This is a genomic window from Actinoplanes oblitus (assembly GCF_030252345.1).
Taxonomy (GTDB): Bacteria; Actinomycetota; Actinomycetes; order Mycobacteriales; family Micromonosporaceae; genus Actinoplanes; species Actinoplanes oblitus.
The window spans coordinates 9,673,697-9,690,716 of the sequence record NZ_CP126980.1 but is presented as its reverse complement, the minus strand read 5'-3'; the positions used below and the strand labels follow the sequence as shown (position 1 = coordinate 9,690,716).

The window sequence follows — 17,020 nt, the reverse complement described above, 5'->3', positions numbered from 1 at the left end:
GGGGTGTGCCCCGGAAGGATACCCACCGTTCACCTCTAAGCTGGCACCATGACCGCAGAGCAGCTCATCTCGTTCGCCCGTGGTGCTCCGTCGCTGGACATCGTCGACGTGGAGGGTCTGAAGGCCGCCGCCGCCCGTGCCTTCGACGCCGATCCGGCCGGGGTCACCGCGTACGGCACGTCAGTCGGTTACCTCCCGCTGCGGAAGTGGATCGCCGACAAGCACGGTGTCTCGCCGGATCAGGTCATCGTGACCAACGGCTCGCTGCAGGCCGACGCGTTCCTCTTCGGCCACCTGGTGCAGCCCGGCGACGACGTGGTCGTGGAGAAGCCGACCTACGACCGCACCCTGCTCAACCTGCAGAACCTGGGCGCCAAGGTGCACCAGGTGACACTGCGGCCGGACGGCATCGACATCGACGAGCTGCGCACGCTGCTGGAGTCCGGGGTTCGCCCGAAACTGGCGCACATCATCCCGAACTACCAGAACCCGGCCGGGCTCACGCTCTCCGCGGAGAAGCGGCGCGAACTGCTGGCGTTGGCCGAGCAGTTCGAGTTCATCATCTTCGAGGACGACCCGTACGTGGACATCCGGTTCCGCGGCGAGCCGCTCCCGTCGATGCTCTCGATGGACACCAACAACCTGGTGGTGCACGCCTCCAGCTTCACCAAGACGGTCTGCCCCGGCGTGCGCGTGGGCTACCTGGTCGGCCCGGCCGCGCTGATCGACGCGATCGCGAAGAAGGCCACCAACCTCTACATCTCCCCGGGCATGGTCTCCGAGGCGATCGTTCACCAGTTCTGCGTGTCCGGCGACATCGACAAGTCGGTCCAGAAGGTCAGCGCGGCGCTGGGCGAGCGGGCGAAGGTGCTGGCCGAGTCGATCCGCAAGCACATCCCCGGTGCCACCTTCACCGAGCCGGACGGCGGTTACTTCCTCTGGGTGGACCTGCCCGCCGACGTCGACGTGGACAAGCTGTTCCCGGCGGCCATGAAGAAGGGTGTCGCGATCGTGAAGGGCAGCGACTTCCTGCTGGAGGGCGGTCGCAACTCGGTGCGCCTGGCGTACTCCGCTGTCACCGTCGACCAGATCGACGAGGGCGTCCGGCGGATCGCCGAGGCGATCGACGAGGTTCGCGCCTGATCGACGGGTTTGCGCCCGGACGGTTCTGGGCAATACCGAACCGTCCGGGTGGACCGCGACAGGTCTGACCCCCCGCCGACCGACGACGGTCCGCCCGGCCGTACTCCGCCCGCCCCTGACGAAGTAGCCTCGATTGGTTTGTCGGGGCACCCGGGGGAGGTTGGCATGAGCGACCGCGAGAACCACACGTGGGGCCTTGGCCGGCCGTTGTCCAAGGCCTGGGCGGCCCGGGCGATGAACCGTTTCCTCGGGTCCGCCGACGCCGGTCAGCAGCCCGGCCAGGAGACCGGCCCGGACGGCTCCGCGGTGGTCGACTGCGGGGTCTACGTCGCCGGTGAGCGGATTCCCGGCGCGTTCACTCCGGACCAGGCGTTCGCCGAGGCCCGCCGGCGCGACGACGCCTTCGTCTGGCTGGGCCTGCACCAGCCCTCCGAGCTCGAGATGAGCGACATCGCGCGGACCTACGGCCTGCACGAGCTGTCCGTCGAGGACGCTGTGAAGGCCGAGCAGCGACCCAAGCTGGAGCAGTTCGGCGACGTGCACTTCCTGGTGTTGCGGACCGCGCGGTACGTGCCGCACCAGGAACTGACCGAGAGCTCCCAGGTGGTGGAGACCGGCCAGATGATGATCTTCATCGGGGACCGGTTCGTGATCACGGTCCGGCACGGCCACGCCTCCGAGATGTCGCCGGTCCGCGCCGACCTGGAGAAACAGCGCGCGCAGCTGCTGCAGCAGGGCCCGTGGGCTGTCGCGTACGCGGTGACCGACCGGGTCGTCGACCACTACCTGGAGGTGGCCGAGCAGGTCGAGGCGGATCTGGACCTGATCGAGGAGGGTGTCTTCTCGCGCGACAAGAGCGCCCCGATCCAGCAGGTCTACCAGCTCAAGCGGGAGCTGGTGGAGTTCCGCCGGGCGGTGGTGCCGTTGCAGCGGCCGCTGTCCGGGATCATCGCCAGCCAGGGCGTGGTGCCCAAGGAGATCCGCCGGTACTTCCGGGACGTGCAGGACCACCTGACCCGTACCGTCGAGCAGGTCTCCTCCTACGACGACCTGCTCAACTCGATCCTGCAGGCCCGGCTCGCCCAGGTGACCGTCGACCAGAACAACGACATGCGCAAGATCGCGGCTTGGGCCGGTATCGCCACGGTGTGGACCGCCGCGGCCGGCGTCTACGGCATGAACTTCGACTACATGCCGGAGACCAAGTGGCAGTACGGCTACCCCGGCCTGATCGCCGTGCTCTCGGTGATCACGGTGATCCTGTACCGCGCGTTCCGCCGCAACGGCTGGCTCTAGGGCATCGACGTTCAGCTATAAAGTGACGGGGTGTCCGAGCTCGAACGGTTCACCGGCGCCCTGATCGCCCATGACGCGGATCCGCCGCGGCCCCCGCTGCGCCGCACCCTTCCCGTGGTGCTGACCGGCCTGCTGATCGCCGCGCTCACGGCGGGCGCGCTGGCCGGGTACGGCATGGTCACCGGCGCGGCCCTGGGCGAGCCCACCGACCCCTCGGCGATCCTGCTCGACCGCCGCACCGGCGCCCGCTACGTCTACCTGGAGTCGGACCACCGCCTGCACCCGATCCTCAACTACACCTCCGGCCTGCTGCTCGCCGCCGCGGAGAGGCCGCGGGTGACGGCGGTGGCCTCGACGAGGCTGGCCGGTGTGCCGCTCGGGGAGACGCTCGGTATCCCGGACGCCCCGGACGCGTTGCCGCCCGCGGAGAAACTGCTGGACAGCGCCTGGACGGTCTGTACCGAAGGCGGCGCCGGCACCCTGCTGGTCGGGGTGAGCCCTACCGGCGGGACCGTTGCCGATCAGGCGCTGCTGGTCCGTGACCCGACCGGTCGCACGGTCCTGGTGCATGCCGGGCACCGTTTCCAGCTGCCGTCGGACCGGGTGGAAGCGACGATGCGGGCGCTCGGCTGGGAGGGCCGGGTGCCCGGGCGGGTGGCGGCCGGCTGGATCGACGCGGTGCCGGCCGGTCCGGATCTGATCGCTCCCGTGGTGCCCGGCGCCGGCGCCGCCTCGGTGCTGCCCGGCCACCGGGTGGGCGAGGTGCTCACCGACTCCGGCGCGCGGTTCGCGGTGGTGCTGGCCGACGGCGTCGCGGCGGTCACCGAGCTGCAGGCCCGACTGCTCGCGCCGCCCACCGCGGTGGGCGCGGAGTTCGTCCGGCTGCCGCCGTCCGGCCGGCGGTTGCGGTCCGCCGACGACCTGCCGGCCGCGATCCCGGCGATCGTCGATCTTCCGGTACGGGTGTGTGTCACCCGCCCCGCTGACGGGCCGGCCACCGTACGCCTGAACCCGGCAGTTCCGGCATCCGGCCCGGTACACGTGCCCCGGGGCAGCGGCGCCGTGGTGACCTCACCGGCCGGTGCGATCCACCTGATCACCGACGCCGGCCGGGCCTATCCGCTGGCGAGTGGTGCCCTGCTGGCCCGGCTCGGCTACGCCGGGGTGCGCCCGGTCACCGTGCCGGCCGAGCTGATCGCACAGCTGCCGGCCGGCCCCCTCCTGGATCCGGAGGCGGCCGGCCGGCGCTGAGCGATGGTCACTTCGCGGGGTTGATCTTGCCTGCCTGCTCGGTGGAGGTGCCGTTCGCCGTGGTGTAGACGGTCGGCTCCAGCGGCTCGAAAGCCGCGTCGTCGGCACCGGCCTGGACCGGGTTGGGCGCGGCGTCGTACTCCTCCCACTGCGCCTCGCCGCGCCGCCTGGCGTACCACGCGGCGCCGATCCCGACGGCGGTGCCGAGCAGGGCGTACCCGGCCAGCTTGCTGCCCCGGCCGCGCTTGCGGTTCATCGCCTTGTCGGCCTTGCGCTGCAGCTTCTCGGCGCTCTTGCGCTGCGCCTTGAGCTCCCGCTTGCTGAGCTTCTTGCCCTTCTTGCCGGCCTGCCGGGCGGTGTCGGTGGCCGCGGCGACCAGCGGGGTCAGCGTCGCGAGGGCGCTGTCCCAGCTCTGCGTCGCGGCGTCCTTCGCCTTGCCGGCGGCCGGCTGCACTCGTTCGACCGCGGCGTTGAGCCGGGGCCCGACGGTCGCGCTGGTCTCCTGCGCGGCGATCGAAGCGGCCCGCTTGAAGTGATCCACGCCCTGCCCCAGCTCGTTGCGCATCCTCGCGCTCCGGCGCTTGCGGCGCATCGTTGCGAACACCAGTGCCCACCTCCTGTGGTCGTCTCTCGGCTCATGTTGCCTCTTCGGGTACCCCCGCGCGGCCTGATCAGACACATGGGGGAGGATCCGATTGACGAGACAGTTCCCATTCAACGCAGTTGGGAGTACCCGTGGCCGAGACGATTTACGCCACTCTGCACACCAACCACGGTCCGATCCGGCTTCAGCTGTTCCCGGACCACGCCCCGGCGACCGTCCGGAACTTCGTGGAGCTGGCCGAGGGCACCAAGGCGTACACCGACCCGCGCACCGGTCAGCCGGGCAGCGGTCCGTACTACAACGGCACCATCTCGCACCGGGTGATCGCCGGTTTCATGGTCCAGATGGGTGACCCGACCGGCACCGGCCGGGGTGGCCCGGGCTTCCAGTTCGCCGACGAGTTCCACCCGGAGCTCTCCTTCGACCGGCCGTACCTGCTGGCCATGGCGAACGCGGGCCCCGGCACCAACGGGTCGCAGTTCTTCATCACGGTCGGCCCGACGCCGCACCTGAACCGTCGGCACACCATCTTCGGCCAGGTCGCGGACGAGCAGTCGGCCAAGGTCGTGGACTCGATCGCGAACACCCCCACCGGCCCGGGCGACCGGCCGCGCGAGGACGTCGTGATCGAGCGGGTGGAGATCGAGCGCTCCTGAGGCTCACGGTACCTTTGGTGCCATGAGTGAGGCTCCCTCCACATCCCCGGTGTGCTATCGACACCCGGGCACGGAGACCTTGCTCCGATGCAGCCGGTGCGAGAAACCGATCTGCCCGAAATGCATGAACGACGCGGCGGTCGGCTTCCAGTGCCCGGACTGTGTCAAAGACGGACGACGTAGCCAGCGGCAGGCGCGTACCGCTTTCGGCGGGAGCGTTGTCGCTGGCCGCGCCGCCTACGCGGTGCGCACCATCATCGCTGTCAACTTCGTGGTGATGGCCGTCTCGGTCGCCTTCGGTGGTCTCCGCGCGATCGCCGGCGCGGGCGGGTTCCTCAACACCGGCGGTGCGCAGACCAAGCTCACCAGGGCGTTCGAGGTGCTGGGCTACGCCCGCTACGGCGGCGACTGGCACGGCGTCGCGGCCGGCGAGTGGTACCGCCTGGTCACCGCGATGTTCGTGCACTACGGCGCGGTGCACCTGCTGCTCAACATGATGTTGTTGCTGCAGATCGGCACCTACCTCGAGGAGCGGTTCGGCCCGCTCCGCTTCCTGGCGCTCTACTTCCTGGCCGGCTTCGGCGGCAACGTCGCGATCTACGCCCTCCAGGAGCCCTACATCCCCGCGGCGGGCGCCTCGACCGCCACGTTCGGCCTGGTGATCGGCATCATCATCGTGAACCGGCGACTGGCGCTGGACAACAGCTCGCTGATCCCGCTGCTGGTGATGAACCTGATCTACACCTTCGGCCTGCCCGGCATCTCGGTCGAGGGCCACCTCGGCGGCCTGGCCGCGGGCGCCGCCGCCGCGCTGATCCTGGCCTATGCCAAACTGCCGCACCGCTCACTGAAACAGGCCGTCGGCTGCGCGATCCTGTTCGCGGCCCTGGTCGCCATCGCGATCGCCCGCACCATCCAGATCCTCAATTAGGACCAGGCCCGCTTTCCGGGGCGTCGTCAGGCGCGCCAACCGGTCAGCTCGGCGGCCACGTCCTCGGGCATGGCACCCAGTTCGTGCGCGCCGAACAGGTAGATGGCGTCGCCGGCATCGATCTCCAGCAGCTCGCTGCGCAAGCCGCGCCGGGTGGTCCGGTCGACCCGCACGCGTTCCACCTGCGACCAGCTCAGCCGCCGGCGCCGGGCGAGCCCGCTGACCACCGTGAGCCCGTCCGCGTCGGCCGCGAGTCGCACCGGGACCAGCACGTCGCGCAGCGCCCAGGCGAGCAGCAGGCCGGCGACCACGGCGGCCAGCACCCAGCGGATCCGGTCGCCGCCGCCGAACGCGACGGCGAGGACCACCACGGCACAGGCACCGATCAGCTTGGTGACCGGCAGCACCGGTCGGACGCGCCACTGCATGGGGACACTATGGCAGCACGATCGCTGTAATTCCTTATTCAGCGGCTCGGGCCGCTGCCTGGTTCGTTCACAGGCCGTTAACCATGACATGGACGTGATCTCGCGTACGTTCCTCTCCGCCACCACCGAAGCCGGCGTGGTCATCCCCAGCCGGCACCTCCCGATCGTCGAGCGTTGCGTCGATGCCGACGACGACGCGGTCCTGGTGGCCCGCTGCACCCGGCCGGAGGCCCCGCTCGCCGGCGACCATCTGCTGCTGCTCACCCGGCGCCGGCTGGTGGTCATCCAGAAGACTCCGGTGCTGCACCGGCTGCGCCTGCACCTGAACGCCAATCTGCGGCACCTGAGCAACGTCACCTGGCGGCCCGACCTGACCCGGCCGGCGCTGGAGATGGCCGCCACCGCTGTGGACGGGGTGCGCGAGCGGTTCCGGATGCGGTTCCCCGACACCGACGCCGTGTGGCGCTTCGAGGGCGTGCTCCGCGAGGTCTTCCTGACCTGCGCGAGGCCCTCCTAACCGAGGAATCCGGTGATCGACGCCCGCAGGCCGGCGGCGTCCAGCCCGTGCGCCCGGGCATGGTCCTCCCAGGTGCCGTAATCGCGCACCTCGGCCCGGCCCACGCCGAGGTGCAGCGCCCGGTGCGGGAGGCCGCTCAGCGCCTCGCTGACCAGTCGGGCCGACGTCCCGGCGAGGTAGGGCTCGACCACCATCACCTCGCCCTCCGCCAGCAGGCGCAGGCCTTCGGTGTCCAGCGGCCGCGGGGTGTTGGTGTACGCCACCGTGACGTCCAGGCCCTCGGTCGCCGCCAGCACCGGGTCGAGCATCGGCCCGACCGCCAGGACCAGCGGCCCGCCGCGCCGTAGCACCCGCAGCCGCTGGCCGTCCGGGTGGGCGCCCGCGTTCTCCTGCACCCCCAGCCGCACGTAGACCCGGTCGTCGTGCCGGGCCGCCTCGCGCAGCATCGCCGGTACCTCGTCGCGGTGCCCGGGCACCCGCACGGTCCAGCCGTCCAGGGTGTCGAGCAGGGCGACGTCGCCGGGGGACTGATGGGTGTATCCGGCGGCGGCCGCGTCGTAGGAGCCGCCGATGCTGACCAGCACCGCCCCGGCGTCCTGGTGCCCCAGGTCCAGCTTGATCTGCTCGTACGCCCGGTCGATCAGGAACGGCGCGTAGGAGTGCAGGTAGGGCCGCATCCCGGTGAGCGCCAGCCCGCCGCCGACCCCGACCATCAGCTGCTCGCGGATGCCCACGTTCAGGGCCCGGTCGGGGTGCCGGCGCAGGGCCGGCGCGAACGCGTCGGCGGAGATGTCGGCGAGTACCAGCGCGGTGCGCGGGTCCTCGTCGAGCAGGGCGGTGGTGGTGGCCACGAAGGTCTCCCGCATGATCAGCTCCACTTCGGTTCGACGGTGGCGACGACCAGGTGCGGGTGGTCGTCGCGTACCGAAAGCGCTTTTTCGATCTGGTCGTGGTCGTGCCCGTCGACCAGCGACACGGACCAGCCGGGGAACCGTGCCGGAATGCCGCCCGGCCAGCCGTGGGTGGCGGACCTGTTGTCGATGACGATCGCGGTGAGTGGCAGCCGGATCGCCGCGGCGTACGCGATCGCCTCGTGGTTCGATCCCTCGTCCAGTTCCGCGTCGCCGAGCAGCACGAACGTCCGCGCCCGCGGGTAGCCCTGGGCGCGCAGGCCGAGCGCGGTCCCGACGGCGAGACCGAGGCCGTGCCCGAGCGAACCGGTGCCCACCTCGACACCGGGGATCAGCACCCGGTCCGGGTGGGTGCCGAGCCGGCTGTGCCAGCGGCCCATCCCGTCCAGCCAGTCCTCGGGGATGAACCCCCGGTCGGCCAGCACCGCGTAGTACGCGGCCGGCCCGTGGCCCTTGGAGAGCAGGAAGCGATCCCGGTCGGGCGCGTCGGCGGTCGCCGGCGTGATCCGCAGCACCCGCTCGTAGAGGACCCTGATCACATCCAGTGTGGAGTGCGCGCTGGGCGCGTGTTTCTCGTCGCCGGTGAGGCGTCGCAGCATGGTGACGGTCATGTCGGATAGGCTGCAACTTGAAGCTCACTTCAACTCAAGGGGAGCGGATGGAGACCCTCACCATCGGGGAGATGGCGGCCCGCAGCGGGGTGGCGCCCTCGGCGCTGCGCTACTACGAGCGGGAGGGCCTGCTGCACGCCGCGCGCACCGGAGGCAACCAGCGGCGCTACGAGCGGGCCGACCTGCGCCGGATCGCGTTCATCAAGATCGCCCAGCAGGTCGGGGTGTCGCTGGAGGAGATCCGCGAGGCGCTCGCCGAGCTGCCGGAGAACCGGACGCCGACCAAGGCCGACTGGTCCCGGCTGTCCAGCCACTGGCGGCACCGGCTGGACGAGCGGATCGCCATGATGGAACGGCTGCGCGACCAGCTGACCGGCTGCATCGGGTGCGGCTGCCTGTCGCTGCAGCGGTGCAACCTGATCAACCCGCGGGACCGGCTGGCGACCCGGGGCACCGGCCCGCAGATGATCCTCAACCCGCCGCGGGACTGACCGATCTTCCGGGGCGACCGTCATCGTCGTACCCGTCAGGGAGATCCATGCGCACCACTCGATCGCGCCGTTCCGCAGCCCTGTCCGCCGTGGGGCTCGGCGCCCTGCTCTCGGCCGGCCTGGCGGCGCCGGCGCACGCCTCGGGCGCCCCGGCGGAGGGCGTCTACCGGCTCGGCGCGAGCAGCGTGTTCGCCGGCCAGTCGGTCACCCTGACCCAGCTGTCGCTGACCGGCAACGAGGACGCCTCGGTGCAGGACCGGCAGGTGGACTGGGGTGACGGCACGCAGGGCACGATGGCGGACGGCACCAGCCTGGCGCACCGCTACGCGACAGCCGGCACGTACCGGGTGCGGGTGGCGATCACCGACACCGACGGGGACAGCGCCGGCACCTTCAGCGGCGGGGACACCGTGGTCGTGGGGGCGGTGGCGGGGACGTACCGGCTGCTGACCGGCACGGTGTGGAGCGGGCCCGAGGGCGCCCAGGAGACCGGGCTGGCGCTCAGCGGCGTCCCGGCGGCGGCCGACACCGTGAAGATCGGCTGGGGGGACGGCACGGTCAGCGAGGTGAACCGGACCACGACCCGGGTGATGCACGAGTACGCCCAGGCCGGCACCCGGAAGGTGACGGTGACGCTCGCCGACGAGAACGGCGACTCGGCCGCCCTGGCCGTCGGCAGCGTCGCCGTGAAGAGCGACCTCACCCGGCCCTTCATGACGATCACCACACCGTCGAAGAAGTCCAAGGCGTCGTCCTGGCGCACCATCCGCGGCACGGCCGGCGACAAGGGATCCGGGCTGTACCGCGCCGCGATCGGGCTGGCCCAGGTGCGCGGCAAGACCGAGTACTACTACAACGGCAAGAAGTGGGTGAAGGGCGACGCCGAGAAGGCGGCGGGCTTCCTCGTCCGGCCCGCCGCGAACGGCACCTGGTCGTTCAAGCCGGTGGTCGCCCCGACCAAGGGATACCTGATCGTCTGGTACGCGGCGGTCGACCAGGTGTGGAACGCCTACACCCCGAAGGGCAAGCTGGTGAAGCTGAGCAGCTGACCGGTTGAGCCGGGATCGCCCGGACGGCGGGCTTGCGCGCGGTGGTTATGGTGATCGGCAGTCTTGATCGACTTCCGCGCCGGGCTGATCACTCGCCGGCTCGCCTTCCGGGGGACCCATGCCTTTCACTCAGCCTCGCCGGCTGTCCGCTGTACTCGCCGCCGGTCTCGGCGTCGTTCTCTCCGCGGGTGTGCTCGTGCAGCCCGCGCAGGCCGCCGGTACTCCGGCGCAGGGCACGTACCAGCTCAACTACACCAGCCTCTACAGCGGACAGTCGGTGACAATCACCGAGAAGTCGCTGACCGGTAACGAGGACAACAGCCTGCAGTACCGCCTCGTCGACTGGGGCGAGAACAGCGGTGCGGTGACCTTCCTGCAGCCCGGGGAGACGTCGGCCAAGCACACCTACACCGAGCTCGGCAGCCACCGCGTCACCGTCGCGCTCACCGACCGCGACGGGAACACCTCCGGCAACTTCGTCGGCGGCAACACCGTCACCGTGACCAAGGTCACCGGCAGCTACAAGCTCAGCGCCGGCACCACCTGGCGCGGCCCGTCCACCACGCTGCCGGTCAGCCTCTCGCTGGCCGGAGTCCCGTCGAACGTCAACCAGGTCCGGGTCGGCTGGGACGACGGCACCGTGAGCTCGGTGTCCCGTACCACCCGCGGCGTGGCGCACCGGTTCGCCTACAGCGGCGCGCACAAGGTGACCGTCTCGCTGGTCAACGGCGCCGGCCAGTCCGCCCCGCTGACCGTCGGCACGGTGAACGTCAAGCTCGACTACACCAACCCGACCATCAAGATCACGACGCCGGCGAAGAGCAACCGGGGCACCTCCTGGAAGACCATCCGGGGCACCGCTGCCGACGCGGGCGCCGGCGCCTCCCGGGTGGCGATCGTGGTCGGCCAGGTCCGGGGCACCACGACCTACTACTTCAACGGCACGAAGTGGGTCCGGGGCAGCATCGACAAGTCCAAGGTCCGCTACGGCACGGTCAAGAACGGCAAGTGGTCGGTGAAGATTGCCACGCCGAAGAAGGGCTACCTGATCATCGGCTATGTCGCCGTGGACAAGGTCGGCAACTCCTCGTACGCCAAGAGCAAGCAGGTCAAGCTCACCCGCTGACCACCGGCACCACGTCGACGCCCGGCCCCGGGTCCTCCCGGGCCCGGGCGTTTTCGTTGTGACGAACCGGCCACCCGCCCGGAGCGCGGCCGGCCGGGCGGATCTTGTCGTACCCCTGGCATAGGGTCCCCGGCGTGACGCTTGCCAATCTCGATGCATCGTCGGTGCTCGCTGCCATCGCCGAGTTCGACCGGCTCGGCCGGGAGAAATTCCTGCGCACGACGCGCTTCGGCCCCTCGCGTCTGTACTTCCTGGAGCATGAGGGCCGGCTGTACGACTCCAAGGCCATCGCCGGATATGCGCACGGCCTCAGTACCGGTACTCCCCTCGCCGCAGCCGGCTTCAGCGGCGGCGAAAAGACTGTCGTCCCAGCGTTCGCGGAAATCGGCTTCACGGTCCGCTACGTACCTCGGCAGGACTGGACCCGTGACGAGATCATCTTGGCCTGCGCCCTGATCGAGCCCCATGGCTGGCGTCAGCTCGACCGCAACGATCCGCGGGTGGCCGAGCTGTCCGCGTTGCTGCAGCAGGCCACCATCTATCCGGTCGATCGGCGCGGGCCCGACTTCCGCACGCCGGCCAGCGTGCTGCGCAAGATGGCTGACATCGAAACGTCGCATCCGTCCTATGGAGGGCGGGCCACCAACGGCAACCGGCTGGACCGCGAGGTGCTGACGGACTTCCTGGACCGTCCGGCAGAGATGCATGCTTTCGCTGCGGCCATCCGCGAGGCCCTCCTGGCGGAGGCTTCGGACTCGGTGACTTCCGACACGGATGTGGATGATCCCGTCGCTGACGAAGGCAGCGTCCTGATGCGCCAGCATCGTCGGCGCGAGCGCGACCCGAAGATCCGGCGAGACAAGATCGCCGAGGCGAAGCGGCGCGGCATCGCTATCGCGTGTGAGGTGTGTGACTTCAACTTCGAGAGCACCTACGGCCCGCGAGGTGTCGACTACATCGAGTGCCACCATCGGGTCCCGCTGCACGTCAGCGGTCAGACCCAGACGAGACTGAGGGATCTGGCGCTCATCTGCTCGAACTGCCACCGCATGATCCATCGGACCAAGACGTGGCTCACCATCGAGGAGCTCCACGCCCTGGTGAAGGAATACCGGCGGTAAGCGGGCGTCTCGGCGCGGCGGTGCCTCGGGCCCGCCGCCGTGTCGAGCATGCCCTAAATATCAGCCAAGGGCGGGACGAACCCGGAATTTCCGCAGCTGTGCCGGCCGGGAAGTGACTCCGGCGGGTCCCCGCGACGAGTCGCCGCCGGCCTGGGCGGGCCAGGCCGGCAGCGGTTTCGGCTGCTCAGGGCAGGTGCGGAGGACGTGGGATTCGAACCCACGATGGGTTGCCCCATACCGGTTTTCAAGACCGGCGCCATCGGCCACTAGGCGAGTCCTCCCGTGGTGCCGCTCCAGTCTGCCAGACGTCCCGGGCGGCCTGTCGTTTGTGTCGTACCCGTGCGGCAAAGTCGATCCCATGCACGCCATCGTGATCGAGGACAAGCAGCTGCGCTGGGCCGAGGTGCCGGACCCGGAGCCGGGCCACGGCGAGGTGGTCGTCGACGTCACCGCCGCCGCGGTGAACCGGGCCGACCTGTTGCAACGGCAGGGTCACTACCCACCTCCGCCGGGTGCCCCGGCCTATCCGGGGCTGGAGTGCTCCGGGGTGATCAGCGCGGTCGGGCCGGGCGTCGAGGATCACCACGTGGGCGAGCGGGTCTGCGCCCTGCTGGCCGGCGGGGGCTATGCCGAGCGGGTCGCGGTGCCGGCCGGTCAGCTGCTGCCGGTGCCGGCCGGGCTGGCCCTGGTGGAGGCGGCCGCGCTGCCCGAGGTGGCCTGCACGGTCTGGTCCAACACGGTGGCCCACGACCGGCTGCGCGCCGGCGAGACGTTCCTGGTGCACGGCGGCGGCAGCGGGATCGGCACGTTCGCCGTTCAGCTGGGCCGGGCGCTGGGTGCCACCGTGCTGGTCACCGCCCGCGCGGCGAAACACGAGCGGCTGCGCGCGCTCGGCGCCGACCACACCATCGACTATCAGGAGCAGGATTTCGTACGCGTGGTGCACGAGGTCACCGACGGCCGGGGCGCCGACGTGGTGCTCGACATCATCGGCGCGAAATATCTGGCCCGCAACATCGAGGCGCTCGCCCCGGGCGGCCGGATCTCGGTGATCGGCTTCCAGGGCGGCACCCGCGCCGAGCTCGACCTCGGCGCGCTGATGGCCAAGCGCGGCACCGTCTCGTCCACCTCGCTGCGGGCCCGGCCGCTCGCCGACAAGGCCCGCATCGTCGCCGGGGTCCGCGACCAGGTGTGGCCGCTGGTCGCCGCCGGCGTGGTCAAACCGATCATCCACGGCACCTTCCCGCTGGCCGAGGCCGCCGAGGCGCAGCGGGTGATGGAGTCCAGCGACCATCTCGGAAAACTGATCCTGCTCCGCTGATCACTCGATCGGGGGAATATCCTCGAGACGATATAGCCGATAAAGTCGGTTTTGCGGCGAGTCGTGGCGATGTGCGGCCGTCGCGAACCCAGCATGGACGGACAGCGCGTCCGGCCCTCGGGCGCGCTTCGGAGCCGTTCGCTGGGGGACGCCGTGACGTACACACCACACCGTGCCACGACCATTCGGGTGATCCATCCGGATGACGACGGTGTGGACGAGTGGACGCTGCGCTGGCGAGCCCGGCTCTGGGTGGGCGGTGGTGTCTTCGTCGCCCTGGCGCTGATCACCTTCGGGATCTGGGCGGTGGCGACGGCCGACCGCCCGGCCGGTGGTCCCGCGGTGATCCGCGGCCTGCCCGCCGCCGGGCCGGCCGACGCCGCGCCGGGCGGATTCGGGATGCGGGTGAAAAGCGTGCGTTGCGGTGTCTCCGCGGTCGGCCCGGACGGGCTGGAACAGCGCGCGCACGGGCAGTTCTGTCTGCTCGACGTCCTGGTCACCAACAACGGTCTGGAGCCGGAACTGTTCGACAGCTCCGCGCAGCGCGTCTACGACACCGGCGGTGCAGCGTACGCCGTTGCCGACGAGGCCGCCGTTTTTCTCAACGATGACAGCCCGACGCTGCTCGACGAGATCGACCCGGGTGCCTCGGTGAACGGCGTTCTGCCCTTCGACGTTCCGAAGGATGCCCAGCTCAGCGAGGTTTCGCTGAACGGCTCGACGGCCGCGCCGGGTATCCGCATGTCGTTGCCCGCGGCCGAGTGACGGCGGCCCTTTATCTGTTCGAGATCGGGGGATTAATTATCTGAATCCAGCCACGCCGTAATTCAAGGTGTGTTGGCATGGTCCACGGAATGCACAAAAGTTGTCCGGGTTCCCATTGCCTTCCTTCGACGGCGGCAATAGCGCGGCGACGCACCTGGCGTCGCGCTGAAGATGGGATTCGCGTGAGTGCCCCGGGCCTATTTCGGAGGCAACACTGCACGGTACGTCCACTCGCCGTGTGCTGACCGTCGGCGCTCTCGCGCTGGCCGTCATGGCACCGGCCGTAGACCCCGCCGAGCACGGCGCGGAGGCTGTTCAAGCCTCGCCCGCCCTGCCGGCGAACCCGGAGCCGGTGGCTCCGTACTCCGGGCTGTTCTCCGGCGGCGTCCTGACCACGGCCGGTGGCGGTCTCGCCGCCCCCGGTGGCCTCGACGAGAGCCTCTACCAGCAGCGTCAGGCGGCTGCCGCGCGCGCCACCCGGGCGATGCAGCGCCGGGCGACCACCGCGCGCCCGGCACCACTGGCGCCGCTGCGGGTGCGTCCCGTGGCGCCGCCGGCGGTCCGTCCCGCGGTGCCACCGGCGAACCGGCGTGCGGTACAGCCGGCGGCCGGGCGGCCGGTCGTCCGGGAGGCGGCCCCGCCGGTGCGGCAGCCCGGCATCCGGCCCTACCGGGCACCGCAGCGCCGGCTCGCTGTCGCGCAGCGGCGGACCACGGTGTCGCACCGCGGCATGGTGCGCAGGACGGTGCGCCGGATCGTGGAGCGCCCGCTGCGGATGTCGGCCCGCGGCGGGATGAACGCGGTGATCGCGTACGCCCGCTCGCAGCTCGGCCGGCGGTACGTCACCGGCGGCGAGGGCCGTGGCGGGTTCGACTGCTCGGGGCTGACCCGGCAGGCGTACGCCCGGGCCGGGATGCGACTCCCGCACTCGTCCCGCGCGCAGGCGGCGCGCGCCCGCAGCATCTCGCGCTCGCAGGCCCGCCCCGGCGACCTGGTGGTCGGATCCGGGCACGTGGGCATCTACATGGGCCGCGGCATGATGATCGACGCCGGCAACCACCGGACCGGGGTGGTCTACCGGAAGATGTACCGCGGGCTCCGGGTGGAACGGATCCCCGGCTCCTGACGCTGTCCGGGTCGGCGCGACCGAACCCAGGAACGGACAGCAGCCGGCACCCGCCATGGTGACGGGTGCCGGCTCGCATGGCGCGCTGTCGCACCGATCGCAACCGAGCACGGGGATCTCTGCCGCGCGCACCCGGTCGGATGTCTGACACAAGCATCACCGGCCACCGCGATGAGGGCGCGCACCACCTGTGCGTTTACTCGGACGGGTGACCGGTGCCCGCAACACCGACGAAAGGCGACCGAGACTTCCGGCGGTTACTCTCGGCTCATCGTGGGAAAGCCAGATCAGTTAAGCCACTTCGCCGGAGGACCCCATGAGTCTTGACCGAGCTCTGGCCCCCGATCCGTACGACATCCTGCCGCGGGTTCCGTCCTTCACGGTGACCAGCGCGGACGTGACGGACGGGCAGCCGCTCGACGAGCTGTACGCGCACACCAGCGTGGGCGGGAAGAATCTCTCCCCCCAGTTGTCCTGGTCGGGCTTCCCCGACGACACCCGGGGCTTCGTGGTCACCTGCTTCGACCCGGACGCGCCCACCGGCAGCGGCTTCTGGCACTGGGTGCTGGTCAACCTGCCGGTCGCGGTGACATCTCTGGACCGGGGCGCCGACCCGCTGCCGGACGGCGCGTTCTGCGTCCGCAACGACTACGGCGAGCGGGCCTACGGCGGCTCCGCCCCGCCGCCCGGCGACCGCCCGCACCGGTACGTCTTCGCGGTGCACGCGATCGACGTGGACCGCCTGGAGGTGACTCCGGACGCGACACCGGCCTACGTCGGGTTCAACCTGGCCTTCCACACCCTGGCCCGGGCCACCGTCCGCCCGACCTTCCAGGTCCGCGGCTGATGCGTCGAGGCGACGGCCAGCCGGCCGTCGCCTCGAGTGTGTCGCAGCGCGAGTGCTGTGTTACGTCTCTCAGTGCGGGGTGCGCGCCACCGCGAAGACCGACTGCCCGAACGGCGGCTTGACCACCCGCTCGGCCGCCTTGGTCACCGGCAGCACCAGCGAGTCGTACACCTTCACCATCGGTCCCTCTTTCGGGGCCAGCTTGAAGATGCTGGTCGCGCCGTAGTAGCCGATCAGGCCCAGCGCGTTCGCGTAGTGGATCTTCTCCATCTGGAGGCCGGCCTCGCTGAAGGCGGCGCCCAGCGTCTTCTTCGTGTACCGCCGGATGTGGCCGGTGGCGATGTCGACCTGGCTCATCGCGAACATGAAGGCCGGCACGATGATGATCACGCGGCCGCCCGGGCGGACCAGGTCACGCATGCTGCGCAGCGCGCCGACGTGGTCCTCGATGTGCTCGAGCACGTTGTACGACACGGCGGCGCTGTACTGACCGGCGGCATCCGTGGCGGGGAGCAGCATCTGCCGCACCTCGATGTTCGGGTGCTCGGCCATCCGCTCCTTGAGCAGGACCAGCCGGTCGGGGTCGGCCTCGGTCGCGGTGAACCGCGGGAGGTGCTCGGCCCACTCGATGGCGTAGTCCCCGAGGCCGCTGCCGATCTCGATGGGGTTGTCCCCGAGGTATGGGAGAGCGAGCTCGACGAACCACCGGCGGTGGTTCACGGCCGTGGCAAGGCCTTCGAGCACTTCGGACTGGATCCGCTGGTCTCCAGTGATGTCTGCCATAGGTGAGGTTCCCTCATCTTGCCGATCTGAGCTGACAGCGGGA

19 protein-coding genes and 1 tRNA gene are annotated in these 17,020 nt (G+C 70.6%); 14 read left to right on the top strand and 6 right to left on the bottom strand.

What is annotated here, in order from left to right; translation table 11 throughout:
* Positions 1-48 precede the first annotated feature (48 nt).
* The 3 genes from Actob_RS43320 to eccB all read left to right on the top strand — a co-directional run bounded on the left by Actob_RS43320 (position 49) and on the right by eccB (position 3,690).
* Positions 49-1,143, top strand: a complete 1,095-nt coding sequence (locus Actob_RS43320) for an aminotransferase-like domain-containing protein (RefSeq protein WP_284917744.1) — start codon at positions 49-51, stop codon at positions 1,141-1,143.
* Positions 1,144-1,308: 165 nt separating this feature from the next.
* Positions 1,309-2,439: a magnesium/cobalt transporter CorA gene (gene corA, locus Actob_RS43315; RefSeq protein WP_284917743.1), complete on the top strand. Its 1,131-nt coding sequence runs from the start codon at positions 1,309-1,311 to the stop codon at positions 2,437-2,439.
* 30 nt (positions 2,440-2,469) lie between these two features.
* Entirely contained in the window at positions 2,470-3,690 is a 1,221-nt protein-coding gene (eccB, locus tag Actob_RS43310; protein WP_284917742.1) for a type VII secretion protein EccB, read from the top strand.
* 7 nt (positions 3,691-3,697) lie between these two features.
* Here the strand turns inward: eccB and Actob_RS43305 are convergent, their stop codons facing one another.
* The gene (locus Actob_RS43305) at positions 3,698-4,294 is read right to left on the bottom strand and encodes a hypothetical protein (RefSeq protein ID WP_284917741.1); all 597 of its coding nucleotides are present in this window, start codon (positions 4,292-4,294) and stop codon (positions 3,698-3,700) included.
* A 131-nt stretch (positions 4,295-4,425) separates the two neighbouring features.
* On the opposite strand from Actob_RS43305, the gene Actob_RS43300 reads away from it, so the two are divergent.
* Positions 4,426-4,950 carry a peptidylprolyl isomerase gene (locus Actob_RS43300; RefSeq protein ID WP_284917740.1) on the top strand — a complete coding sequence of 175 codons (525 nt, stop codon included), beginning with the start codon at positions 4,426-4,428 and terminating at the stop codon, positions 4,948-4,950.
* 22 nt (positions 4,951-4,972) lie between these two features.
* Complete coding sequence (locus tag Actob_RS43295; protein WP_284917739.1) at positions 4,973-5,881, top strand: rhomboid family intramembrane serine protease; 909 nt, start codon at positions 4,973-4,975, stop codon at positions 5,879-5,881.
* 26 nt (positions 5,882-5,907) lie between these two features.
* Here Actob_RS43295 and Actob_RS43290 read toward each other — a convergent pair whose 3' ends face one another.
* Positions 5,908-6,309: a PH domain-containing protein gene (locus Actob_RS43290; protein ID WP_284917738.1), complete on the bottom strand. Its 402-nt coding sequence runs from the start codon at positions 6,307-6,309 to the stop codon at positions 5,908-5,910.
* A gap of 88 nt (positions 6,310-6,397) precedes the next feature.
* Here Actob_RS43290 and Actob_RS43285 point away from each other — a divergent pair, with 88 nt between their 5' ends.
* Complete coding sequence (locus Actob_RS43285) at positions 6,398-6,826, top strand: hypothetical protein (protein ID WP_284917737.1); 429 nt, start codon at positions 6,398-6,400, stop codon at positions 6,824-6,826.
* Here the strand turns inward: Actob_RS43285 and Actob_RS43280 are convergent.
* Together Actob_RS43280 and Actob_RS43275 are read right to left on the bottom strand one after the other, a co-directional pair.
* Complete coding sequence (locus Actob_RS43280; RefSeq protein ID WP_284917736.1) at positions 6,823-7,692, bottom strand: transketolase family protein; 870 nt, start codon at positions 7,690-7,692, stop codon at positions 6,823-6,825. The two genes, Actob_RS43285 and Actob_RS43280, sit on opposite strands and share 4 nt — an antisense overlap.
* A gap of 2 nt (positions 7,693-7,694) precedes the next feature.
* On the bottom strand, positions 7,695-8,348 hold the full coding sequence (locus tag Actob_RS43275) for a thiamine pyrophosphate-dependent enzyme (RefSeq protein WP_284917735.1): 654 nt from the start codon (positions 8,346-8,348) through the stop codon (positions 7,695-7,697).
* A 47-nt stretch (positions 8,349-8,395) separates the two neighbouring features.
* Between Actob_RS43275 and soxR the strand changes: the two genes are divergently transcribed.
* From soxR to Actob_RS43255, 4 genes are all read left to right on the top strand, one after another.
* A complete protein-coding gene (soxR, locus tag Actob_RS43270; protein ID WP_284917734.1) occupies positions 8,396-8,839 on the top strand; it encodes a redox-sensitive transcriptional activator SoxR in 444 nt (147 codons plus the stop codon).
* 47 nt (positions 8,840-8,886) lie between these two features.
* Complete coding sequence (locus Actob_RS43265) at positions 8,887-9,888, top strand: PKD domain-containing protein (protein ID WP_284917733.1); 1,002 nt, start codon at positions 8,887-8,889, stop codon at positions 9,886-9,888.
* 118 nt (positions 9,889-10,006) lie between these two features.
* Positions 10,007-11,014 carry a hypothetical protein gene (locus tag Actob_RS43260; protein ID WP_284917732.1) on the top strand — a complete coding sequence of 336 codons (1,008 nt, stop codon included), beginning with the start codon at positions 10,007-10,009 and terminating at the stop codon, positions 11,012-11,014.
* A 134-nt stretch (positions 11,015-11,148) separates the two neighbouring features.
* Complete coding sequence (locus tag Actob_RS43255) at positions 11,149-12,135, top strand: HNH endonuclease (RefSeq protein WP_284917731.1); 987 nt, start codon at positions 11,149-11,151, stop codon at positions 12,133-12,135.
* A gap of 196 nt (positions 12,136-12,331) precedes the next feature.
* Here Actob_RS43255 and Actob_RS43250 read toward each other — a convergent pair.
* Positions 12,332-12,416 (bottom strand) — tRNA-Ser (locus tag Actob_RS43250).
* Positions 12,417-12,493: 77 nt separating this feature from the next.
* Between Actob_RS43250 and Actob_RS43245 the strand changes: the two genes are divergently transcribed.
* The 4 genes from Actob_RS43245 to Actob_RS43230 all read left to right on the top strand — a co-directional run bounded on the left by Actob_RS43245 (position 12,494) and on the right by Actob_RS43230 (position 16,194).
* Positions 12,494-13,456: an NAD(P)H-quinone oxidoreductase gene (locus Actob_RS43245; protein WP_284917730.1), complete on the top strand. Its 963-nt coding sequence runs from the start codon at positions 12,494-12,496 to the stop codon at positions 13,454-13,456.
* 189 nt (positions 13,457-13,645) lie between these two features.
* Complete coding sequence (locus tag Actob_RS43240) at positions 13,646-14,221, top strand: DUF4352 domain-containing protein (protein WP_284917729.1); 576 nt, start codon at positions 13,646-13,648, stop codon at positions 14,219-14,221.
* A 238-nt stretch (positions 14,222-14,459) separates the two neighbouring features.
* On the top strand, positions 14,460-15,347 hold the full coding sequence (locus Actob_RS43235) for a C40 family peptidase (protein WP_284917728.1): 888 nt from the start codon (positions 14,460-14,462) through the stop codon (positions 15,345-15,347).
* Positions 15,348-15,663: 316 nt separating this feature from the next.
* Positions 15,664-16,194: a YbhB/YbcL family Raf kinase inhibitor-like protein gene (locus tag Actob_RS43230; protein WP_284917727.1), complete on the top strand. Its 531-nt coding sequence runs from the start codon at positions 15,664-15,666 to the stop codon at positions 16,192-16,194.
* A 69-nt stretch (positions 16,195-16,263) separates the two neighbouring features.
* Here Actob_RS43230 and Actob_RS43225 read toward each other — a convergent pair whose 3' ends face one another.
* Positions 16,264-16,977, bottom strand: a complete 714-nt coding sequence (locus Actob_RS43225; RefSeq protein ID WP_284917726.1) for a class I SAM-dependent methyltransferase — start codon at positions 16,975-16,977, stop codon at positions 16,264-16,266.
* Positions 16,978-17,020 lie beyond the last annotated feature (43 nt).